Source organism: Streptomyces resistomycificus (genome assembly GCF_001514265.1).
GTDB classification, from domain to species: Bacteria; Actinomycetota; Actinomycetes; order Streptomycetales; family Streptomycetaceae; genus Streptomyces; species Streptomyces resistomycificus.
Map to the genome: position 1 here is coordinate 18,411 of NZ_KQ949008.1, position 17,096 is coordinate 35,506.

Annotated in this window: 17 protein-coding genes and 2 pseudogenes; 12 read left to right on the top strand and 7 right to left on the bottom strand. The window is 69.3% G+C overall.

Features of this window, described 5'->3' with window-relative positions:
* The 4 genes from AQJ84_RS38875 to AQJ84_RS38890 form a co-directional block, all read left to right on the top strand.
* On the top strand, positions 1 to 263 hold a 263-nt coding region (locus AQJ84_RS38875; protein ID WP_159042779.1), incomplete at its 5' end, for a zinc-binding dehydrogenase.
* 66 nt (positions 264 to 329) lie between these two features.
* Entirely contained in the window at positions 330 to 1,196 is an 867-nt protein-coding gene (locus AQJ84_RS38880; protein WP_030042948.1) for an alpha/beta fold hydrolase, read from the top strand.
* A 31-nt stretch (positions 1,197 to 1,227) separates the two neighbouring features.
* Positions 1,228 to 2,034 (top strand): hypothetical protein, encoded by an 807-nt coding sequence (locus AQJ84_RS38885; RefSeq protein ID WP_051870130.1) that lies wholly within the window; start codon positions 1,228 to 1,230, stop codon positions 2,032 to 2,034.
* Between the two features lie 138 nt (positions 2,035 to 2,172).
* Positions 2,173 to 3,006 (top strand): enoyl-CoA hydratase/isomerase family protein, encoded by an 834-nt coding sequence (locus AQJ84_RS38890; RefSeq protein WP_030042946.1) that lies wholly within the window; start codon positions 2,173 to 2,175, stop codon positions 3,004 to 3,006.
* A gap of 566 nt (positions 3,007 to 3,572) precedes the next feature.
* Here AQJ84_RS38890 and AQJ84_RS38900 read toward each other — a convergent pair.
* Complete coding sequence (locus AQJ84_RS38900; RefSeq protein WP_030042945.1) at positions 3,573 to 4,286, bottom strand: SDR family oxidoreductase; 714 nt, start codon at positions 4,284 to 4,286, stop codon at positions 3,573 to 3,575.
* Positions 4,287 to 4,452: 166 nt separating this feature from the next.
* Here AQJ84_RS38900 and AQJ84_RS38905 point away from each other — a divergent pair, with 166 nt between their 5' ends.
* Positions 4,453 to 5,040, top strand: coding sequence for a TetR/AcrR family transcriptional regulator (locus AQJ84_RS38905; protein WP_059198913.1), 588 nt, complete (start codon positions 4,453 to 4,455; stop codon positions 5,038 to 5,040).
* Between the two features lie 1,075 nt (positions 5,041 to 6,115).
* The gene (locus tag AQJ84_RS44570) at positions 6,116 to 6,763 is read left to right on the top strand and encodes a helix-turn-helix domain-containing protein (RefSeq protein WP_310591799.1); all 648 of its coding nucleotides are present in this window, start codon (positions 6,116 to 6,118) and stop codon (positions 6,761 to 6,763) included.
* A 215-nt stretch (positions 6,764 to 6,978) separates the two neighbouring features.
* Here AQJ84_RS44570 and AQJ84_RS44575 read toward each other — a convergent pair.
* Positions 6,979 to 7,212: pseudogene (locus tag AQJ84_RS44575) on the bottom strand (TetR family transcriptional regulator); the annotation flags it as partial.
* Between the two features lie 68 nt (positions 7,213 to 7,280).
* Between AQJ84_RS44575 and AQJ84_RS38915 the strand changes: the two are divergent.
* From AQJ84_RS38915 to AQJ84_RS45195, 4 genes and pseudogenes are all read left to right on the top strand, one after another.
* Entirely contained in the window at positions 7,281 to 8,120 is an 840-nt protein-coding gene (locus AQJ84_RS38915) for an alpha/beta fold hydrolase (protein WP_030042941.1), read from the top strand.
* Between the two features lie 481 nt (positions 8,121 to 8,601).
* Positions 8,602 to 9,627, top strand: coding sequence for a hypothetical protein (locus AQJ84_RS38920; RefSeq protein WP_030042940.1), 1,026 nt, complete (start codon positions 8,602 to 8,604; stop codon positions 9,625 to 9,627).
* A gap of 174 nt (positions 9,628 to 9,801) precedes the next feature.
* Positions 9,802 to 9,920: pseudogene (locus AQJ84_RS43320) on the top strand (hypothetical protein); the annotation flags it as partial.
* Positions 9,921 to 10,058: 138 nt separating this feature from the next.
* Positions 10,059 to 10,145 carry a TniB family NTP-binding protein gene (locus tag AQJ84_RS45195; RefSeq protein ID WP_225877367.1) on the top strand — a complete coding sequence of 29 codons (87 nt, stop codon included), beginning with the start codon at positions 10,059 to 10,061 and terminating at the stop codon, positions 10,143 to 10,145.
* 47 nt (positions 10,146 to 10,192) lie between these two features.
* On the opposite strand, the gene AQJ84_RS38925 is transcribed toward AQJ84_RS45195, so the two are convergent.
* From AQJ84_RS38925 to AQJ84_RS38935, 3 genes are read right to left on the bottom strand one after another with little or no spacing between them, the layout of a single operon-like run.
* Entirely contained in the window at positions 10,193 to 11,029 is an 837-nt protein-coding gene (locus AQJ84_RS38925) for an ABC transporter permease subunit (protein WP_107082853.1), read from the bottom strand.
* Positions 11,026 to 12,588: an ABC transporter permease subunit gene (locus AQJ84_RS38930; protein ID WP_030042938.1), complete on the bottom strand. Its 1,563-nt coding sequence runs from the start codon at positions 12,586 to 12,588 to the stop codon at positions 11,026 to 11,028. Before AQJ84_RS38930 ends, AQJ84_RS38925 begins: the two co-directional genes overlap by 4 nt.
* Positions 12,585 to 13,532, bottom strand: a complete 948-nt coding sequence (locus tag AQJ84_RS38935) for an ATP-binding cassette domain-containing protein (protein WP_030042937.1) — start codon at positions 13,530 to 13,532, stop codon at positions 12,585 to 12,587. Before AQJ84_RS38935 ends, AQJ84_RS38930 begins: the two co-directional genes overlap by 4 nt.
* A gap of 125 nt (positions 13,533 to 13,657) precedes the next feature.
* Between AQJ84_RS38935 and AQJ84_RS38940 the strand changes: the two genes are divergently transcribed.
* Together AQJ84_RS38940 and AQJ84_RS38945 are read left to right on the top strand one after the other, a co-directional pair.
* Positions 13,658 to 14,911 carry a sensor histidine kinase gene (locus AQJ84_RS38940; protein ID WP_051870128.1) on the top strand — a complete coding sequence of 418 codons (1,254 nt, stop codon included), beginning with the start codon at positions 13,658 to 13,660 and terminating at the stop codon, positions 14,909 to 14,911.
* Complete coding sequence (locus AQJ84_RS38945) at positions 14,908 to 15,585, top strand: response regulator transcription factor (protein ID WP_198536406.1); 678 nt, start codon at positions 14,908 to 14,910, stop codon at positions 15,583 to 15,585. The genes AQJ84_RS38940 and AQJ84_RS38945 overlap by 4 nt, the downstream gene beginning before the upstream one ends.
* Before the next feature lie 638 nt (positions 15,586 to 16,223).
* Here AQJ84_RS38945 and AQJ84_RS41775 read toward each other — a convergent pair.
* A complete protein-coding gene (locus AQJ84_RS41775; RefSeq protein WP_037803776.1) occupies positions 16,224 to 16,442 on the bottom strand; it encodes a DUF6069 family protein in 219 nt (72 codons plus the stop codon).
* The gene (locus tag AQJ84_RS38955) at positions 16,439 to 17,050 is read right to left on the bottom strand and encodes a TetR/AcrR family transcriptional regulator (protein ID WP_030042931.1); all 612 of its coding nucleotides are present in this window, start codon (positions 17,048 to 17,050) and stop codon (positions 16,439 to 16,441) included. Before AQJ84_RS38955 ends, AQJ84_RS41775 begins: the two co-directional genes overlap by 4 nt.
* Positions 17,051 to 17,096 lie beyond the last annotated feature (46 nt).

Genomic DNA, 17,096 nt, shown 5'->3' on the forward strand with positions numbered 1-17,096 from the left:
CAGGCCTGAACCCGCTGATGCGCCTGGCGGTCGCAGCCCTGAGCGGCAAGATCCGCAGGCAGGCCAAGAAGCTCGGCGTGACGTACGAGTTCCTGTTCATGCGCGCCAACGGCGACCAGCTCCGCCAGATCACCACCCTCGTCGACCAGGGCGTGGTGCGCCCGGTCGTGGGAAAGGTGTTCGGCTTCGACCAGACCCCGCAGGCGCTGCAGTCCCTGTCCCAGGGCGGCATCCGCGGCAAGTCCGTCATCGGCCTCAGCTGACCCGCCGCAACCGCGACGGGCGACACAGAACGCACAGCGACCCAAAACACACGAGGAGAATCCGTCATGAGCAACACCGACATCCCGAACGAAGCCGTCATCACGTCCTATGCGAAGGCCCCGGCCCGCACCGTCAGCGCCGGTGGCGTCAGCTACGCATACCGCGAGCTGGGACCGAAGGGCGGCATCCCCGTCGTCTTCTTCGTCCACCTCGCCGCGACCCTGGACAACTGGGACCCCCGCATCATCGATCCCATCGCGAAAGGCCGTCACGTCATCGCCTTCGACAACCGCGGTGTCGGGGCATCCACCGGTCAGGTGCCGGACAGTGTCGAGGCGATGGCCGACGACGCCTACACCTTCATCAAGGCGCTCGGGTACGACAAGATCGACGTCTTCTCCTTCTCCCTCGGCGGCATGGTCGCTCAGGCCCTGGTGGTGAAGCACCCCGACCTCGTCCGCAAGCTGGTCCTCACCGGCACCGGGCCCAAGGGCGGCAAGGACATGGACAAGGTCGCCAGAATCACCTACTGGGACATCCTGCGCGCCACCTTGACCCGTTCGGACCCCAAGGAGTTCCTGTTCTTCAACCGCAATGCCACCGGCAAGGCCGCCGGGCGCGCGTTCGTCAACCGGCTCAAGGAGCGCACTGTCGACCGCGACGCGGAGATCAAGACCAAGGCGTTCCAGACGCAGCTGAAGGCGATCAAGAAGTGGGGGCGCTCCGCCCCCGACGACCTGTCGTCGATCACGCAGCCCACCCTGATCGCCAACGGCGACAACGACCGCATGGTGCCGTCGGTCCTGTCGGAGGACCTGCACCGGCGTATCAAGGGCAGCGAACTGATCATCTACCCCGACTCCGGGCACGGCGGCATCTTCCAGTACCACCAGGAATTCGCCCCCGTAGCGGTCGATTTCCTGGCCCGATGACCACCACCTGACCAGGAAAAAGGGCAACACCATGAGCACGTCACCGGCCGCCGCGCCCCTGGAAGTGAAGAAGCCTCTCACCTCCTCGATCCTGCTGTGGGTGCGCACCGACCAGCCCCGCCAGACCGGCATGGACCACTGGAAGGGCCCGCACTCAGGGATCATCTCCGCCACCCCGGGCCTGGAGGAGTACCGGCAGATCCACCTCGCCGAGCACAACACGGGCCTGTGGCCGGCCATCGATGGAGTCCAGACCGCGATCCCCGCCGACCGGAAGATCGACGGCGTCGCGGAAGTCACCTTCCAATCGGTGCTTGCACCCCTGAAAGGGCGCGAGCAGACGAAGCTGGCCTACGCCGACGAGATCAACGTGTTCCGCCGCACCCTGCTCTACGCCGGCCCGCCGAACTCATCCCGCTGGTACGACGTCGCAGGCCCCGGACAGACTGTCGGTGCCCGCGCGCTGATCTACCTTCGCCGCAGAGACGGGGTCGGCGCCGGCGCCTTCCGGAAGTTCGTCAACGAGCAGCTCGCCCCCGCGCTCGCCGAAACCGGAGTGCTGAAGGAACTGCGCACGCAGACGTTCCTGCCCTGGATCGAAAAGCTCTGGGACACCCCGGACGTCGCCCACGACAACCCCCACGACCAGCACTTCCACGCCTCGGTCAGCCTCGGGTTCACCGACACCGCAGCACGGGACGCCTTCTTCACCGGCAACGCGATCGAGGACCTGTCCAACCGGCTGGCACCGCAGGTCTCCGCGATCCACGCCTACGACGTCAACGCCACCCTCACCTACGTCAAGAACGGCGACATCCTCCCGCGCTACCAGGAGTGAGCAGCGCGCAGACGGAAAGCGGGACCACCGGATCTGCTCGGCAATCCATCCGCCCCGGCTTCCTGGCCCTCCTCACGCCCCCGCCGCCATCTGTTACCCACCACCCATCTGTTACCCACCACGCATCTGGAGCCAGCCATGAGCGAGCAGCAGAGCACCATCCACTACGAGCGCACCTCACCGCAGATCGCGAAGATCACCTTCGCCAACCCGCCCGTCAACCTCATCACCGGCGAGACAGTCCTGCGCCTCATCGAGATCGTCACCGAACTGGCCACCGACCCGGACATCCAGGTCGTGCTGTTCGACAGCGCCACCCCCGACTTCTTCTACAACCACTTCGACCTGGCCGCCGCCGCCGACTTCCCCGCCCCCGAGGACCCGGACGCGGTGCCGGCATGGACGAATCTGGTCCTGGAACTCTCCAAAGCGCCCTACATCACCATCGCGGCCATCCGGGGACGCACCCGCGGCGGCGGGAACGAGCTCGCCCTCGCCCTCGATCTGCGCTACGCCAGTCGCGAGAAGGCGATCTTCGGACAGCCCGAGGTCGGCAGCGGACTGCTCCCCGGCGGTGGCGGCACCGAACGCCTGCCCCGGGCCATCGGACGCGACCGCGCCCTGGAAGCCATCCTCACCAGCGACGACTACGACGCCGACACCGCCGAACGCTGGGGCTGGGTCACCCGCGCACTCCCCGACAGCGAACTCGACGCCTTCGTCGGCACCGTCGCCGCCCGGCTCGCCTCCTTCGACCGCACCTCACTCGCCTCGGCCAAAGCCCAGATCAACCGGGCATCCCTGCCCCCGGACGCGGACCTGGTCGCCGCGTACGGCGAGTTCACCCACTCCCTCACCCTCCCCGGTTTCCTCACCCGGGCCGCAGGCACGCAGGCCGTCGTCGAACAGGCCGGCATCGACTTCGAGTACCGTCTCGGGCACTACATCGGCATCGCCAATCAGCAACGCTGACACCCACCAGAAAACGAGCACGGACGCAGCCGATGCCGCGTCCGTCCTCCTTTGCCGCGGGGCCCACCTGATCTCCGACGTCTTCGGCACCGTGGTCGACCGGCGCACCAACATCGCGGGCGAATTCGAACGCGTCGGCGCCCTCTCCGGGCCACGGGCCGATTGGTCAGGACTCACCACCCAGTGGCGCTGCCTGTACCCGCCGACACTGCTGCGAGTGGTGGCGGGGGAAGTGCCCCGGCGGTCGCTGGACGAACTACACCGGATGATGCGCGGACGAGTGCGTGCCGAGCATGGCCTGACCAAGCTTCACCGAACCGACCGGGCCGAACTCGCGGTGCCTGGCACCGCCTGAGCTCGTGGCCCGACAGCCGCGATGGTCTGCCGCCACGGCGGTGGGGTGCCCCGCTGCTGATCGGGCTGCTGCCGGATCGACCGCCGATGTCATCCACGGTCCGACGGCCGCGACGTCGCACGCCTTCTCGACACCGGCCGGCCGACTGTTCGAACGCCATGGATCACAAGGGCCCGACATGAAGAGATCACGTCGGGCCCGAAGAACAAGCTCAGGCGTCCGTGCTGTGCAGGTCCGGGTAAAGCGCCTCGACCGGGCCGCTCAGAGCCGCCTTGACCCCCTTGGTCAACTCGTCGGCCAGGACCTCGTGTTCTCCGGCCTCGACGGCGTCGTAGACCGTCGTCACCAGCTGTGTCGGCAGCATCTTGGGTCCGTCAGCGTGCGCGGCCATACCGGTGTCGACGTAGCCCATGTGCACACCCGTCACGTGGACGCCCATGGGTGCGAACTCGATGCGCAGCGAGTTGGTGGCCGACCACAGCGCGGCCTTGGACGCGCTGTAGGCGCCGCCGAAGGCATACCAGCTGGCAACGGAGTGCACGTCGATGAGGATTGAGCCCTTCTTGGCGGCGAGGACCGGTGCGAAGGCGCGGGCGAGGAAGACCGGTCCGAAGAAGTTCGTCTCCATGTTCGCCCGGATGTCCGCCTCGGTGACGTCCAGCAGGCTCGCGCTCGGCGGGAGGGCGCCCGCGTTGTTGACGAGCACGGTGACATCCGCCGCGGCGGCGACGGCCGCGTCGATCGACGCGCGGTCGGTGACGTCAAGGGTCAGGGGGACGATGCGTTCATCGTCCCAGGCGCGGGGGGAACGGGCGGTGGCGTAGACCTTGACGGCGCCGCGAGCCAGTGCGTCGTGGACGAAGTGGGTGCCGATACCGCCATTGGCGCCGGTGACGAGGACGACTGCTCCATCGAGGGAGGGCATGGGTTCCTTCTTCCAAGGGGGATGCGAGGTTCGTGGCTGCGCACGGGTGGAGCAACGACACGCCGCCCCGCGATGGGAGAATGAGCGGAGCCACAGTCGAGCTCACACGATACCGAGTACAATCATAACTGATTACAGTCAGAATCTATTCCTGGAGGACACCGCCATGCCTGTCGGACGGCGCGAGCGGAACAAGCAGGAGAAACTCGACCGCATCGTCGCTGCCGCCAGTGAACTGTTCGCCGAACACGGCGTCGATGAGGTCACGACCCAGCAGATCGCGGACAAGGCCGACATCGGCACCGGGACCCTGTTCCTTTATGCCAAGACCAAGGGCGAACTCCTCCTCCTTGTCCAGAACGCCAAGTACGTCGAAGCACTTGAGCAGGGCCGGGCGGACGCCGAGGCCATCCCAGGCGTGCTGGACGCGGTGCTCGCGATCGTCCGGCCGATCGTCGAGTGCAACCGCATCCAGATCGACAACGGACGCACCTACCTGCGAGAGATGGTCTTCGGCGACCCCGAGGAGCCCCGGCACGGCGCGGCACTGGCCATCGTCGCGCAGACCGAGGAGACCGTCGCCGCCGTCCTGCGCCGAGACGAACGGGTCACAGAGGGCGACGCCGCGACACTGGCACACATCGTGTCCGCCGTGATGTTCCTCAGCATGGCGGCGAGCGTGAACCTCGCCTTGAGCGTCGAGGAGATCGTGCAGGACATCCGCAGGCAGGTCGACGTCCTGCTGCCTCGCTGAAGCGCGTCCCCAGCCTCAGCCTCAGGCCCAGGCGACCATCCGGGTAGCCCTCGGCTGCGGCATGGCCCGAATCCCCAAATGGCAGGTCATCCGGCCGTTGCCGCCCGCACCGGCATGACTGGACGGGTGGGGCGGCCGGCCGGAGGGCTACCGCCAGCGCGTGCTGCTGGGATTCCGGAGATTGCCCACCTATGTGGCGTCGGGTCCCACTCCCACAGCCCCTGTTCCCAGCAGTCCGGGTCGGAGCCCGTGTGGTGCGGTCAGCGCAGCGATCACGCCACCGCACGCGGCGCCCTCGTGGAGTAGGTCAAGGCCCCCGGAACGGCGCCACCGACTCCGCGTGGCGCCACCCGTCACTGCACCGGCTGATGCGCCCGCGCCACCAACAAGCCCCTCCCGATCTACGACTCACCTCCACCGTCCACACCCAAGGCGTGTCCGAACTCGCCGCCGCGCACCACACCCACCAGCGCGTGCTACAACACCCCCGAGCCGTCATCGCCTGGACCACACCACGCGCCGTCACCCGCCCGACTGGCTCCGAGCCCTAGCGAACTGGACGCCCTCGCCGAGCAGTTGACCAAGCAGCTTCAGGAGGTCGAGGTCGAGCGGGACGAACTGGTGATCGCCGAGCGGGTGTTGAACCGCCTGGCCGAGCAGGCCCACGCCGACGCCGAGGCGGCCGATCCTGTCGCTCCGGTACCGGTGAAGGTGGCCGGGCGGGCAGTGCGCCCGCTGTCCCGATCCGGAAGGGTACGGAGAACTGGCGCCCGCCGTTGTCCTGCTCATCCCGCACCGCAGCGACACGGCCGACGAGGGCACTCCGCCCGGCGACTACCGCAAGATCCTGGCGATCGTGCGGGAGGCCGACGGGCCGGTGCAGGTCAGGGCGGTCAGTGAGCGGCTGGGCCTGGATGCCTCGGTGCGCGGCAAGCTGGAGCCTTTGCGGGCGAAGATGACCAAGCTCGTCGACCGCGGCTGGCTGCACAAGCGGCCCGACGGGCGGTTCACCGTACGCTCGCAACTGCGCGGGCAGGCCGTAACGGGCGGGCCCCCGGCGGCAGTTGAGTTTGGCGTGAAGAAGAACAACGGTGTCACCGAGGGCCCTGACGCCCTTGTCTACACCGCCCGCCTGCCGCCGTCGGGCGCGACCTTGAACTATCTCGCCGGCCTGATACGCGGCCGCCTGAAGAAGATCGCCTCGTGGTGGCGGACGCTGCCCGCCGGGAAGATCGCCGGCATCGTGCTGGCGGTGCTGCGCTGTGACCAGCGGCCCGGCGATCTGGCCGGCGGGAACGGGGTGCACCGCACCACCGTGAGCCGGTGGGTGCGCGAGGTCGTGGGCCTGCTGGCCGCCCGCGCCCCGCGCCTGGACCGCGCGTTGAAGAAGATCGCCCGAAAGGGCGGCGGGGTGGTCCTACCGGTGTTCGTACTGCGGCGACCGGGAGCCGGCCTCGTGCTGCTCATGGTACTGAGTTGGGCTTGCGTCGGTCGGCTGCGTCAGGTTTCTGGACTCCTTACCGCCGGCTGTTCGCTGTTGTGGTGTGCCAGTGACGCGAGAATCTCCTTGCGGCAGGCATCGAGGATTTCGTCCGCCAGCGGAGAACCATCCGGGCATGCCCGCGACAACATGACCGCTCCGACCGAGTGGGCGAGCATGTCGATCACCATCGTGCGGGCCGCGCGCTGGTCCGCATCCCCCGGCGTATCGCTTTGGGGCTGAAGGGCCGTCAGCAGGTTCTCGATCCCGGCTGCGAACTCTGTTTTGATGTCCGCCGGCTGGCGTGCGGCGTCGCCGCCGAGGGCCGCGATGGTGCAGCCGTCACCGCGCCCGTCGCGATGTTCCCGGGAGACGTAGCGCTCGACGAACTCGGCGGGGTCCAGGCCTTCTGTCCGTGCCGCGGTCTGTGAGAGCCCGCTCGCGGACGCTTCGGCCATCAGGTCGGCCTTGGAGCGGAAGTGCTTGTAGAACCCGCCGTGGGTGAACCCGGCGGCTGCCATCAAATCTGCCACGCCGACACCGTCATACCCGCGCTCACGGAACAGCCTGGCGGCTGTCGCGACGATGTGGGCACGGTTCTGCTCTGCCTGTGCCTTGGTGACCCGCATGTCCAGCCGTCCCTTCCTCGGTCGACGCTCGACGGTCCAGCATACATAGATGTCGATCGACATCAAAGCGGTTGACTTTTTAGATGATGACCGTCATCGTATTGCTCACCCCCTCCAGAAAGGCCCAGGCCATGAGTGACACACATGTGACCGCACCGACTCAGTACATCGAGGTCGACGGCGACCGGTTCGCCTACCGGCGCTGGGGCAAGCCCTCGGGCGTCCCGATCTTCCTGGTCCAGCACTTCCGCGGGGGGATGGACAACTGGGACCCGCTGCTCACCGACGGCCTGGCCGAAGGCCGTGAGGTCATCCTGTTCAACGGGCGGGGCATCGCCTCGTCATCGGGCACACCGCGCAACCGGATGGAGGACATGGCCGACGACATCGCTGCGGTCATCCGGGCGCTGGGGCTGGAGCAGGTCGACCTGCTCGGCTTCTCGCTCGGCGGCTACCAGGTGCAGGAGGTCACGCTGCGCCATCCCCAGCTGGTGCGCAAGCTCCTCCTACTTGGCACCGGCCTCCGCGGCGGGGACCCGACAAGTGACCCCCAGGTGCCTCAGTACGCCCTGAACCCGGTCCCCACCCTGGAGGACTTCCTCTTCCTGTTCTTCGGCCGCTCGGAAGCCGCGAAGCAAGCAGGCAAGGCCTTCTGGGAGCGCCGCCACCAGCGGGCGGACCAGGACCCGCCGAGCTCGCCCGCGGTCGCACAGGCGCAGTTCGAAGCGACCGTCGCCTACGCGGAACCGCTGCCGGGCGAGAACCCCTACGCCCACCTGAACGCGATCACCCAGCCGACGCTGGTCCTCAACGGCGAGAACGACGTGATGATCGCCTCGATCAACTCCTGGCACCTCGCTCAGAACATCCCCAACGCTCAGCTACTGATCTACCCCGATGCCGGGCATGGAGCGCAGTTCCAGTATCCCGAGCGGTTCCTGAAGCACGCCATTCAGTTCCTCGACGAGTAACGCCTGCAGGGCTTCGGTGCAGTCGCTGACGCCTGGTCCGTGATGACCGTGGTCGAAACGGAAAACAGTCCGGCCAACGGACCGTCGCCGACTTCGCCGTCTTGACCAGCTGCGCGAGGTTCCGGCAGGCCGGACCCCGGCCGCCGGAGCGGCTGGCTGAGGTAGGCGCATCCTGCGCGATCGAGGCGGGGTGCGCCATCGCCCGGCTGCCGTGCCCGCTCCCACGGTGTCCACTTCACCGCGACCTTCCGGCCGGGACGGCTGATACGTGCCCCGCGGGCGTGGAAGACGTGGGCGTCGGCCGCGCCGTCGGTGACCACGACGAAGAGCGCCTGAGTTCCAGCCACTGGGCGGCGATCCGCTCGATCGTGGGGTCCTGCCGGCAACGGACCGGCGGTAGCGCTCTCCCGGGTGACGCCCGTGCCGGAGCTCTTCGCGGCCACGAGGGCCGTTGTCAGAGGCGATTGGCAAGATTGCGGCCATGAATGTCACTCCTGTCACTCCGCCACGGCCGATCGACGTTGCCGCGGTCTTTCCCCAACTGGCTCCGCTGGCCCGCACGGCGACCCGCCTGCATCCCCGCCCTGGGGCGCCGACGTGGCACGACAGCTCGATCGGCGGCCCGCTGCTGTGGCCCGCCGAGGAGCCGTGGCCGCACTGCGAGGAACCGCATGTGGTGGATGGCATCAACCCAGCCCAGTCCCCGGCGGATCTGCGGCTGGAACGACGGATCTTCGCCGCCTCGCACGGCCGGGACCTGACTCCGGAGGAACGGGAGACTCTCGAGCGGATCCGACCCCCTCGGACGTATCCGGTGAGGCTGGCGGTCCAGGCCTACGACGGCCCCATAGCGATGCTGCCCGTCGCGCAGCTGTACGTACGGGATGTGCCCGATCTGAGCCCGCCGGAGGGCAAGGACCTGCTGCAGGTTCTGTGGTGCCCCTTCGATCATCCGATCATGCCCAGGACCCTGCTCTTCTGGCGTTCGGCAGCCGCCGTCACCGACGTTCTGGACACGCCCCCCGAGCCGCCCGCAGTGCAGTTCGACGGCTATCTACCGGAACCGTGCGTGCTCGAACCGGAGCAGATCACCGAGTACCCCGACCATCTGGAGCTGAGCGAAGAACTGCGGGAGCAGCTCAAGCAGTGGAGCGTGCCGCAGGCAGCAGAGGAAGACATGGACCCGGACACGTACTACGACTGTGTGCTGTCCAACGCACCCGGCTGGAAGGTCGGCGGCTGGCCCGCTTGGAACTCCACCGACCCCAGCTCGCAGCCCTGCTCCGAGTGCGGCACCGGCATGGAAATCCTGATGACCGTCGCCACGTTCGAGGAGGGGGACGACGCCGGGAACAGCTGGTCTCCGCACCCCCACCCAGGTGCTGGACCGTACCCCGGCCACCGCGGCTACAACGCGACCGGTGTCCAGATAGGCAGCGGCTACCGGCAGCACCTGTTCGTCTGCCTGGCGGAGCCCGAGCATCCGCACATCGAGTTGATGACGTAGCCCGTCCGCAGCGTGCAGCCGGGGCGTCACGGTGCGGGCATGCCGTGACGCCGGGTGGCCGCGAGGCTCAGGGTGCCTACCTGCGGCCCGACATCCGAGAAGGAAGCAGGCCATCCCTGCCACGACGCATCGCCCCAGGTTGAGCGCGTCCCGGTGAGCTCGCCGTTCGGTGAAGAACGTTTCCTGAGCCAGCGCCGCACGTCGCTGCCGGACATCGACCTCGATGTGGAGTCGGAGCGGCGCCCGGAGGTCATGACGCGATCATCAAGCGGTTCGGGCGGGAGCGGACCGCCGGTGACCGTGACCAACGAGACCGCGTTCCTGGTGGACTTCCTGCCCGTAGTCCGCCGGACCTTGTCACGGTCGGGGTTCGTGATCGACCGCGTGCAGTACTACAGCGACGCGCTCAAGCCGCGAGTTCTTGAAACCTGCTGCGCTATCTGGGCAACGAACTGCGCATCCCGCTGGTCGGCGTCGGCATCCGGGACGCCTACCTCGCCATCCGCGCCGACGCCTGAAGTCGTTGGGGCCCGAAGCGACCGTGCCCGCTGTCGGCTCGATTCGGCTACGCGTCGCGCCTGTGCAGCAGCAGGCTGCCGACCAGCAGCGCGGCCGCGGCCCACGTGGCGAGCACGCCCAGGCCGGCCCATGGGCCGATGGGCAGCTCGTGCAGATGGACGGTGGCTTGGACCGCGAGTCCGGCGGACATGGGCGAGATCTGCTGGAGGTGGCGCTGCCACTCCGGGTCGTCGACCACCTGGGTGACGACGGGGAAGAGATAGAGCAGCCCGAGCACGATCCCGATGGCGGTCGCCGCCTCCCGCACCGCCGTCGCCAAGCCGAGACCGATCAGGGCGATCAGGACGAGGTAGAGGACCGAGCCCACGGCCGCGCGCAGGGTCGAGCCGTCGGCCAGGGACAGCGGGGCATAGCCGTGCGCCTCGGTGAATCCGTTGCCGGGCAGGATGTAGCGGCCGACGAGAAGGGAGGCCAGGACGGCAGCCGTCCCGGAGGCCAGGACGACCGTGGTGAGGACCGTCGCCTTGGCGGTGAGGACGGTGAGCCGGTTCGGCACCGCCGTGAGCGTGGTGCGGATCATCCCGGTGCCGTACTCGCCGCTGACGGCCAGCACCGCCAAGACGGCGATGACCGCCTGCCCGACGGTGACGCCGGTCAGGGCGAGCTTGACAGCGTCCTGGCCGCACCCTGCATCCGGGCACTTCACGGCCTTGGCGGTGCCGCAGCCGACGGCCACGGTCAGCACGACGGCGAGCAGGAGCAACCTGCCCATGTCCCCTGCGGTGCGCAGCTTCGTCCACTCCGCGCGCAGGGCGCGGCCGAAGCCCCCTCGCCACGCGCCGTCCGCCGTGCTCGTGAGTCGTGCACTTCTCAGGAGACTCATACGTCCCTCCCGCGCAGCCGCACCACGGCCAGACCGAAGGCGAGCGCGGCGTATCCGCACAGCACGGCGAGGCCGGCCCATGGCGCCAACGGGTAGTAGCCGGTCGACGGCTCGTACACGCTGAGCACCTGCGCGTACTGCGGCAGGGTCTGCTGGATGGCGAAGCCCGCAGCCGGGGTCACCCGCAGCAGCCACTCCGAGACGCCCGGGGGCAGTACGCCGGAGGTGGCAAGCAGGAAGGGCAGCACGATCGACGCGATGACCAGGGCGACCGCCGTGCCGCTGCGCCGCAGCAGGGCACCGACGCCGAGAGCGAGCACAGCGGCGGCTGCGCAGAGCAGGCCGGTGCCGACCACGACGCGCACTTCGGTCGCCGACGTGACGGGGAAGACATGGAAGCCCCTGCCGCGCGCGCCGCGTTCCCCGATGGGAATGGCGATCGCGGCGGCCACCAGGCCGATGACGAACGCGACGCCCCCGGCCACCAGCGCCTTGGCACCAAGCACCCGGCCCCGCAAAGGAGTTGCCGCCATGGTCGTACGCAGCAGACCGCGCCGGTACTCGCCGGTGATGAACACCGTGCCCACGGCGATCACCACGATCAGCCCGGCGAAGGTGCCGACGAGGAAGTTCTCGACGGAGAAGCCGACGCCCATGACGGGCCCGCCGACGACCGGTGCGATGTCACCGGCCCCGGTCACGGTGAACCCGCCGCCGTCGGTCTGGGTGAAGCCGCCCTTGGTGGTGCTCGTGTAGCTGCCGGAGGTGCCCGCGTCGCCGCCCACCTGTGTGCCGCTCCACGCGCTCTGAGACCAGCCGCCGGTGAGGACGGGGCGGCCGAAGGTGCCGGTGGCCACGGCGGGGCTGAAGCCCGTGCCCGCCGCGGTGTCCTGCTTCGCCTGCGGTGACGTGGCGAAGAGCCCGGCCTGCACGGTGCGCGCAAGCCTCGGCAGCTTCGCATGGCCGACCTCGGTCCAGTGGGAGCCGTCGGTGGAGGAGGAACCGGTGAGGATATCGCCGGAGCGGACCAGGCGCAGCCACCGCGGGGACTCCTGGGAGACCTTGCCGGAAGGGCCCGCCGTATCGTGCGTGTAGTCGTACTGCATGCGCACACCGTGGCCGCCGGTGGCCATGACCGCCGCGTACGGGGCTCCCTGGGTGAGGCTTTCCTTCACGATGATCCCGGCCTTCGCCCAGGGCTGGGCGCCCTGGGCCGTCTTGCCGGTCCCGGTGTCGGCCACACCAGTCAGCGACCGCAGGGGAACGGTGAGGGTGCCGTCGCCGGTGAGCGTCTTGTGGACGAAGTAGAAGCTGTCGTTGACGGCCTCGCCGCCGGGTCCCTTCGGGTACGAGGCGGAGTCGGCGCCGCCCCCGCCGGGGGCGGGGGCGGCCGTGCCGAGCAGGCCGACCACGATCGTCACCAGGAGCGCCCCCGCCATGGCGAGGACCCAGCCACGTACCGTACGGAACTTCGTCCACTCTGCGTGCAGCGTCCTGAGGAACCCACTCTGCTCAGCGCGCCTCGTGGCCGGGGGACGAGGGGTGACGGTGGCGGTCATCGCGTAGCCTCCCCCGCCGGGATGCCCCGGTACTCCACCGCGTCCCGGGTGAGCTCCATGTACGCCTCTTCGAGCGTCGCCCGGTGCGCGGACACCTGGGAGAACGGCACCCCGTTCCGGGCGAGCAGGGCCACGATCTCCTCGTCGGGCAAGCCCGCGACGCCGAGGGTGTCGGGGCCGGTGGCGAGAACGGTGGCGCCCGCACCGTGCAGGACCTGGGCGGCGCGCGGAGGCGCGGAGGTACGCAGGGTGACCCGGCCGCCGGACGCCTCGGCGAGCAGCTCGGACACGCTGGTGTCCGCGACGACCCGGCCGCGGCCGATCACCACGAGATGGTCCGCGGTGTCTTCGAGTTCGCTCATCAGGTGACTGGAGACCAGGACGGCGCGGCCCTGCCGGGCCAACGACGACAGGAAGCCGCGCATCCACACGATGCCGTCAGGGTCCAGGCCGTTGAACGGCTCGTCCAGCATGACCACCGGCGGGTCACCGAGCAGCGCCGCCGCGATCCCCAGGCGCTGGCGCATGCCCAGCGAGAAGCCTCCGGCCTTACGCCGGGCCGCCGTGCCCAGGCCTGCCTGATCGATGACCTCGTCCACCCGCCGGGCCGACACGCCCTGTGAGTGGGCCAGCCACAGCAGGTGGTTACGGGCGGTGCGGCTCGGCTGCAGCGCGGAGGCGTCGAGCAGTGCCCCCAGATGCCGAAGCGGGCGACGCAGGGTGCGGTAAGGCACCCCGTCGACCAGGGCCTTTCCCTCCTCAGCCGCGTCAAGGCCCAGGATCACGCGCATGGTGGTGGACTTGCCCGCGCCGTTCGGGCCGACGAAGCCGGTCACCCGTCCGGGCCGCACGGTGAACGTCATACCGTCCAGGGCCAGCTGTGGCCCGAAGCGTTTACGCAGACCGATGACCTCGATCGTCGCCGTCGTACTCTCATCGCTCATGGCCCCCACCCTGTGACGGAGCGAGTTACAGGGGTCGAACAGTCACTGTCATCTCGTTGTTAGGCGCCTCGGCTTAGCCTGGCCTGGTACGTGTCCTGATGCGGTGGCGAGAGGGGAGCATGCGGATGAAATGGGGTCCGCCCCGGCGGCTCGCGGGCCTGGCTGTCCGGCTCGGCCTGCGCCGTGGCACTGCCCGCACCCGCTTCACCGCCTTGTACGTGACTCTGTTCCTGCTGTCGGGAACGGCGCTGCTCGCCATCGCGGCCGTGGTGGCATCCGGCGGATCCCGCTCCAGCCAGACCGCCCCCGACGGCGGCACCGATCAGCCCGCCACGGCGGCACAGGCCCAGGGCCGCATCGACGAGCTGGAGCAGCAGCTGGCCCAGGCGCACGACACCCAGTCCCGGCAGATCCTGATCGGCTCCGCCATCGCCCTCGGCGTCATGGCGGTTATCTCGGTCGGCCTCGGCTGGTTCGTCGCCGGCCGGGTGCTGCGCCCGCTGCGCGTGATGACAGCGGCCACCCGCCGGATCACCGCCGACAGCCTGCACGAACGCCTGGCCATCGGCGGCCCCGGCGACGAGGTGAAGGACCTCGCCGACACCATCGACGACCTCCTCGGCCGCCTGGAGGGCTCCTTCGACGCCCAGCGACTCTTCGTCGCCAACGCCTCCCACGAGCTGCGCACCCCGCTCACCACGATGCGGGCCTCCCTGGACGTGGCCCTCGCCAAGCCGGGCCCGGTACCAGAGACCACGGCCACGCTGGCCGCCCGGATGCGCGCCGAACTCGACCAGGTGGACCGGCTGCTGGAGAGTTTCCTCGTCCTGGCTCGCACCCAGCACGGCGAGTTCACCGACTCGGCGCGTCACGCCCTCGGCCAACTCGCGCTGACCGCCCTGACCGGACGGGCAAAGGACATCACGGCCAAGGGACTGACCGTGCGTGAAAACCGGATCGACGACTCCGCGTGGGTGTGGGGCAGCCAGACGCTGCTGCGCCGCGTGGCCGACAACGTGGTCGACAACGCGATCGCGCACAACGACCCCGGGGGCTGGATCAGTGTCGCGGTACGGGCCGAAGGAGACGACGCAGGCGCAGTGTCCCTCGTCGTCGAGTCCAGCGGACCGGTCCTCGATCAGCGGCGGGTGGCGGACCTCGCGCAGCCCTTCCGCCGCCTTGGCGCCGACCGGACCGGCACCGGCCAGGGCAGCGGCCTCGGCCTCTCCATCGTCGCGGCCATCACCCAGGCCCACCACGGCACCCTGGACCTGCGCGCCCGCCCCGACGGCGGCCTCCGCGTCACCATCACCCTCCCCCGTACGGACGGCAGGGCGACGGCGGAAACCCCTGACACCGAGACGGGCGTGGCGCGTTGAGGGTCCTGGTGGTCGAGGACGCCCGCCCCCTCGCCGAAGTCATCGCCGAGGGACTGCGCGACCAGGGCATGGCCGTAGACGTGGCCCACGACGGGCTCGACGCCGCGGCCAAGCTGGACGTCAACGCGTACGACGTCGTCGTGCTCGACCGCGACCTGCCAGGCATCCACGGCGACACCCTCTGCCAGATGATCATCGAGCGGGACGGCCGCGTGATGGTCCTGATGCTGACCGCCGCCGACTCACCCGGCGACCGCGTCAGCGGCCTCACCCTGGGCGCCGACGACTACCTCGCCAAGCCCTTCCACTTTCCCGAACTCGTCCTGCGCATCCGCGCACTGGCCCGCCGCCGCCCCGCCGCCCGGTCCCGCACCTTGAGCACGGCGGGCATCGAACTCGACCCGATGCGCCGCACCGTCAGCCGCGACGGCCACCAACTCGACCTCTCCGTCAAGGAATTCGCGGTACTCGAAGCCCTCCTGAACGCGAGCCCCGCCTTCCTCAGCACGGAGAACCTCCTCGAGCAGGTCTGGGACGAACACGCCGACCCGTTCACCAACACCGTCACGGTGACCATCAGCCGCCTACGCCGCAAACTCGGCGACCCTCCGGTCATCGCCACCACACCTGGCGTGGGGTATCGGATCATGGACCCAGCCGTCCCACCCGACTGAGCAGCCGCCAGGGGCCGGCGGCCCGCGAGCGGAGGCCGTGCTCAGTGCACCCGACTCCAGTCATCTGCGCAGCCGACTTCGGATACTGACACCACCGGTCCCTGATGACGCCCAGGTCGAGGGCGCGCGCCAGTTCACGGCGGGCCTTCTTGGGTATCTCGGGCGGTGCGTCCTCTTCCCACAGCAGGTCCTCGAGCCGGTAGCGCCGCGAGGGACTCACGTAGAGATGGCTCTGTTCCAGGAGGTGTTGCGTGACCTGGGGCATCGCGGCGTCGGGTACCTGCCTGAGACTCATCTCGATCCGCTCGCGCTTGCTGCCTGGGGCGGGCTACGTGGAGTTGGATTGTTCCGGACGGGCTATGGGAGATCGCGATGGTCACTCTTTCCATTCTCCAGGCGCGAACGGGCCGGTCGCGGGTGCTACGCACTTGTCGACGATGGTCTTCTCGCCGGCCGCCGAGCCGTCCAAGCAGAGCCGTCCGCCTTGGTCGCGCAGGTCGAGAAAGAACCGCGTGGTCCTACCGGCCTGCTTTAGGGCGTGGATGCGGTCGTCGATGTAGCCGAGGTCGTTCAGGATCGTCCTGACCTCGGTGGGGGTAGGGTCCGCCAGATCTCAGAGTGCCTGGGTGATGCGCTCTTCATGGAGGTTGCTCGCACACCAGTCGCAGCAGTAGCCAGCCGGAGAGCGACGCGAGCAGCGCGACGGCCGCCACGGGCACGGCACCGATGTCGAGCGTCTGCTCTCCGTCGGCGATCCGCAGTTGGTGCCCCAGCAGTGGGTCCGCGACCAGCCACACCAGGACGGGGGCCAGAACGGCCAGGGCCGTAACCCCAAGGCGCCTTCTTCGCTCGCTCACTTCGCGCCCACCGAGAGCGCCCCGTGCAGGAAGACCTCCACCAGCTCCTGCGAGGTCAGGTCGGGCTCGTCCTCGGTACGCGGCTGGGTGAAGAGCAGCCCGAAGAAGAGGGCCGCGATCTGCTCCGGCGGCCGGCGCAGGGTGGCCTTGTCCGGCTCCAGCAGCTCCGCGAGGGCCGTGCGGATACGTGTCGTCGACTCGTTGCGGCCCGCGCCGCGCACCGTGCCGGGGTGCTTGCCGCCGCGATGCCCCAGCGAGCCGGCGATCGCGCCCATCCTGGACAGGTGCGCCTGCAGTGCCTCGGCCGCCTCCGCGAGCCGGTCGGGCAGCGGCTGGGACAGGTCTATCGCGTCGAGCTCGCGGACCGCGTGCTCGGGGGAAAGCGCCTCGGCCATGCATGCCTGCAGCAGCTCGTCCTTGTCGGCGAAGACCCGGAAGATCGTTCCCTCGCCGATGCCGGCGGCGCGGGCGATCTTCGCGGTCGTCACCGCGGCGCCGTACTCGGCGATCAGCGGGATCGCGGTCTGGATGATCATTGCGCGGCGCTGCTCCGGCGACATGCCGGGGGCGCGGCGGCGGGTGGTCTGGTTCTCCTTGGGTGCTGTCATGAGTACGAGACTACGGAGTGAGGACTCACTCCGTCAATGAGTGAGT

What these genes read in the sequence shown, in the direction of transcription:
- AQJ84_RS38880 (WP_030042948.1), top strand. Translation starts at nt 330, where the DNA reads ATGAGCAACACCGACATCCCGAACGAAGCCGTCATCACGTCCTATGCG.
- AQJ84_RS38925 (WP_107082853.1), bottom strand. Translation starts at nt 11,029, where the DNA reads ATGAGTCTCCTGAGAAGTGCACGACTCACGAGCACGGCGGACGGCGCG.
- AQJ84_RS38935 (WP_030042937.1), bottom strand. Translation starts at nt 13,532, where the DNA reads ATGAGCGATGAGAGTACGACGGCGACGATCGAGGTCATCGGTCTGCGT.
- AQJ84_RS38905 (WP_059198913.1), top strand. Translation starts at nt 4,453, where the DNA reads ATGCCTGTCGGACGGCGCGAGCGGAACAAGCAGGAGAAACTCGACCGC.
- AQJ84_RS38930 (WP_030042938.1), bottom strand. Translation starts at nt 12,588, where the DNA reads ATGACCGCCACCGTCACCCCTCGTCCCCCGGCCACGAGGCGCGCTGAG.
- AQJ84_RS38885 (WP_051870130.1), top strand. Translation starts at nt 1,228, where the DNA reads ATGAGCACGTCACCGGCCGCCGCGCCCCTGGAAGTGAAGAAGCCTCTC.
- AQJ84_RS38900 (WP_030042945.1), bottom strand. Translation starts at nt 4,286, where the DNA reads ATGCCCTCCCTCGATGGAGCAGTCGTCCTCGTCACCGGCGCCAATGGC.
- AQJ84_RS38955 (WP_030042931.1), bottom strand. Translation starts at nt 17,050, where the DNA reads ATGACAGCACCCAAGGAGAACCAGACCACCCGCCGCCGCGCCCCCGGC.
- AQJ84_RS38890 (WP_030042946.1), top strand. Translation starts at nt 2,173, where the DNA reads ATGAGCGAGCAGCAGAGCACCATCCACTACGAGCGCACCTCACCGCAG.
- AQJ84_RS38940 (WP_051870128.1), top strand. Translation starts at nt 13,658, where the DNA reads ATGAAATGGGGTCCGCCCCGGCGGCTCGCGGGCCTGGCTGTCCGGCTC.
- AQJ84_RS38920 (WP_030042940.1), top strand. Translation starts at nt 8,602, where the DNA reads ATGAATGTCACTCCTGTCACTCCGCCACGGCCGATCGACGTTGCCGCG.
- AQJ84_RS38915 (WP_030042941.1), top strand. Translation starts at nt 7,281, where the DNA reads ATGAGTGACACACATGTGACCGCACCGACTCAGTACATCGAGGTCGAC.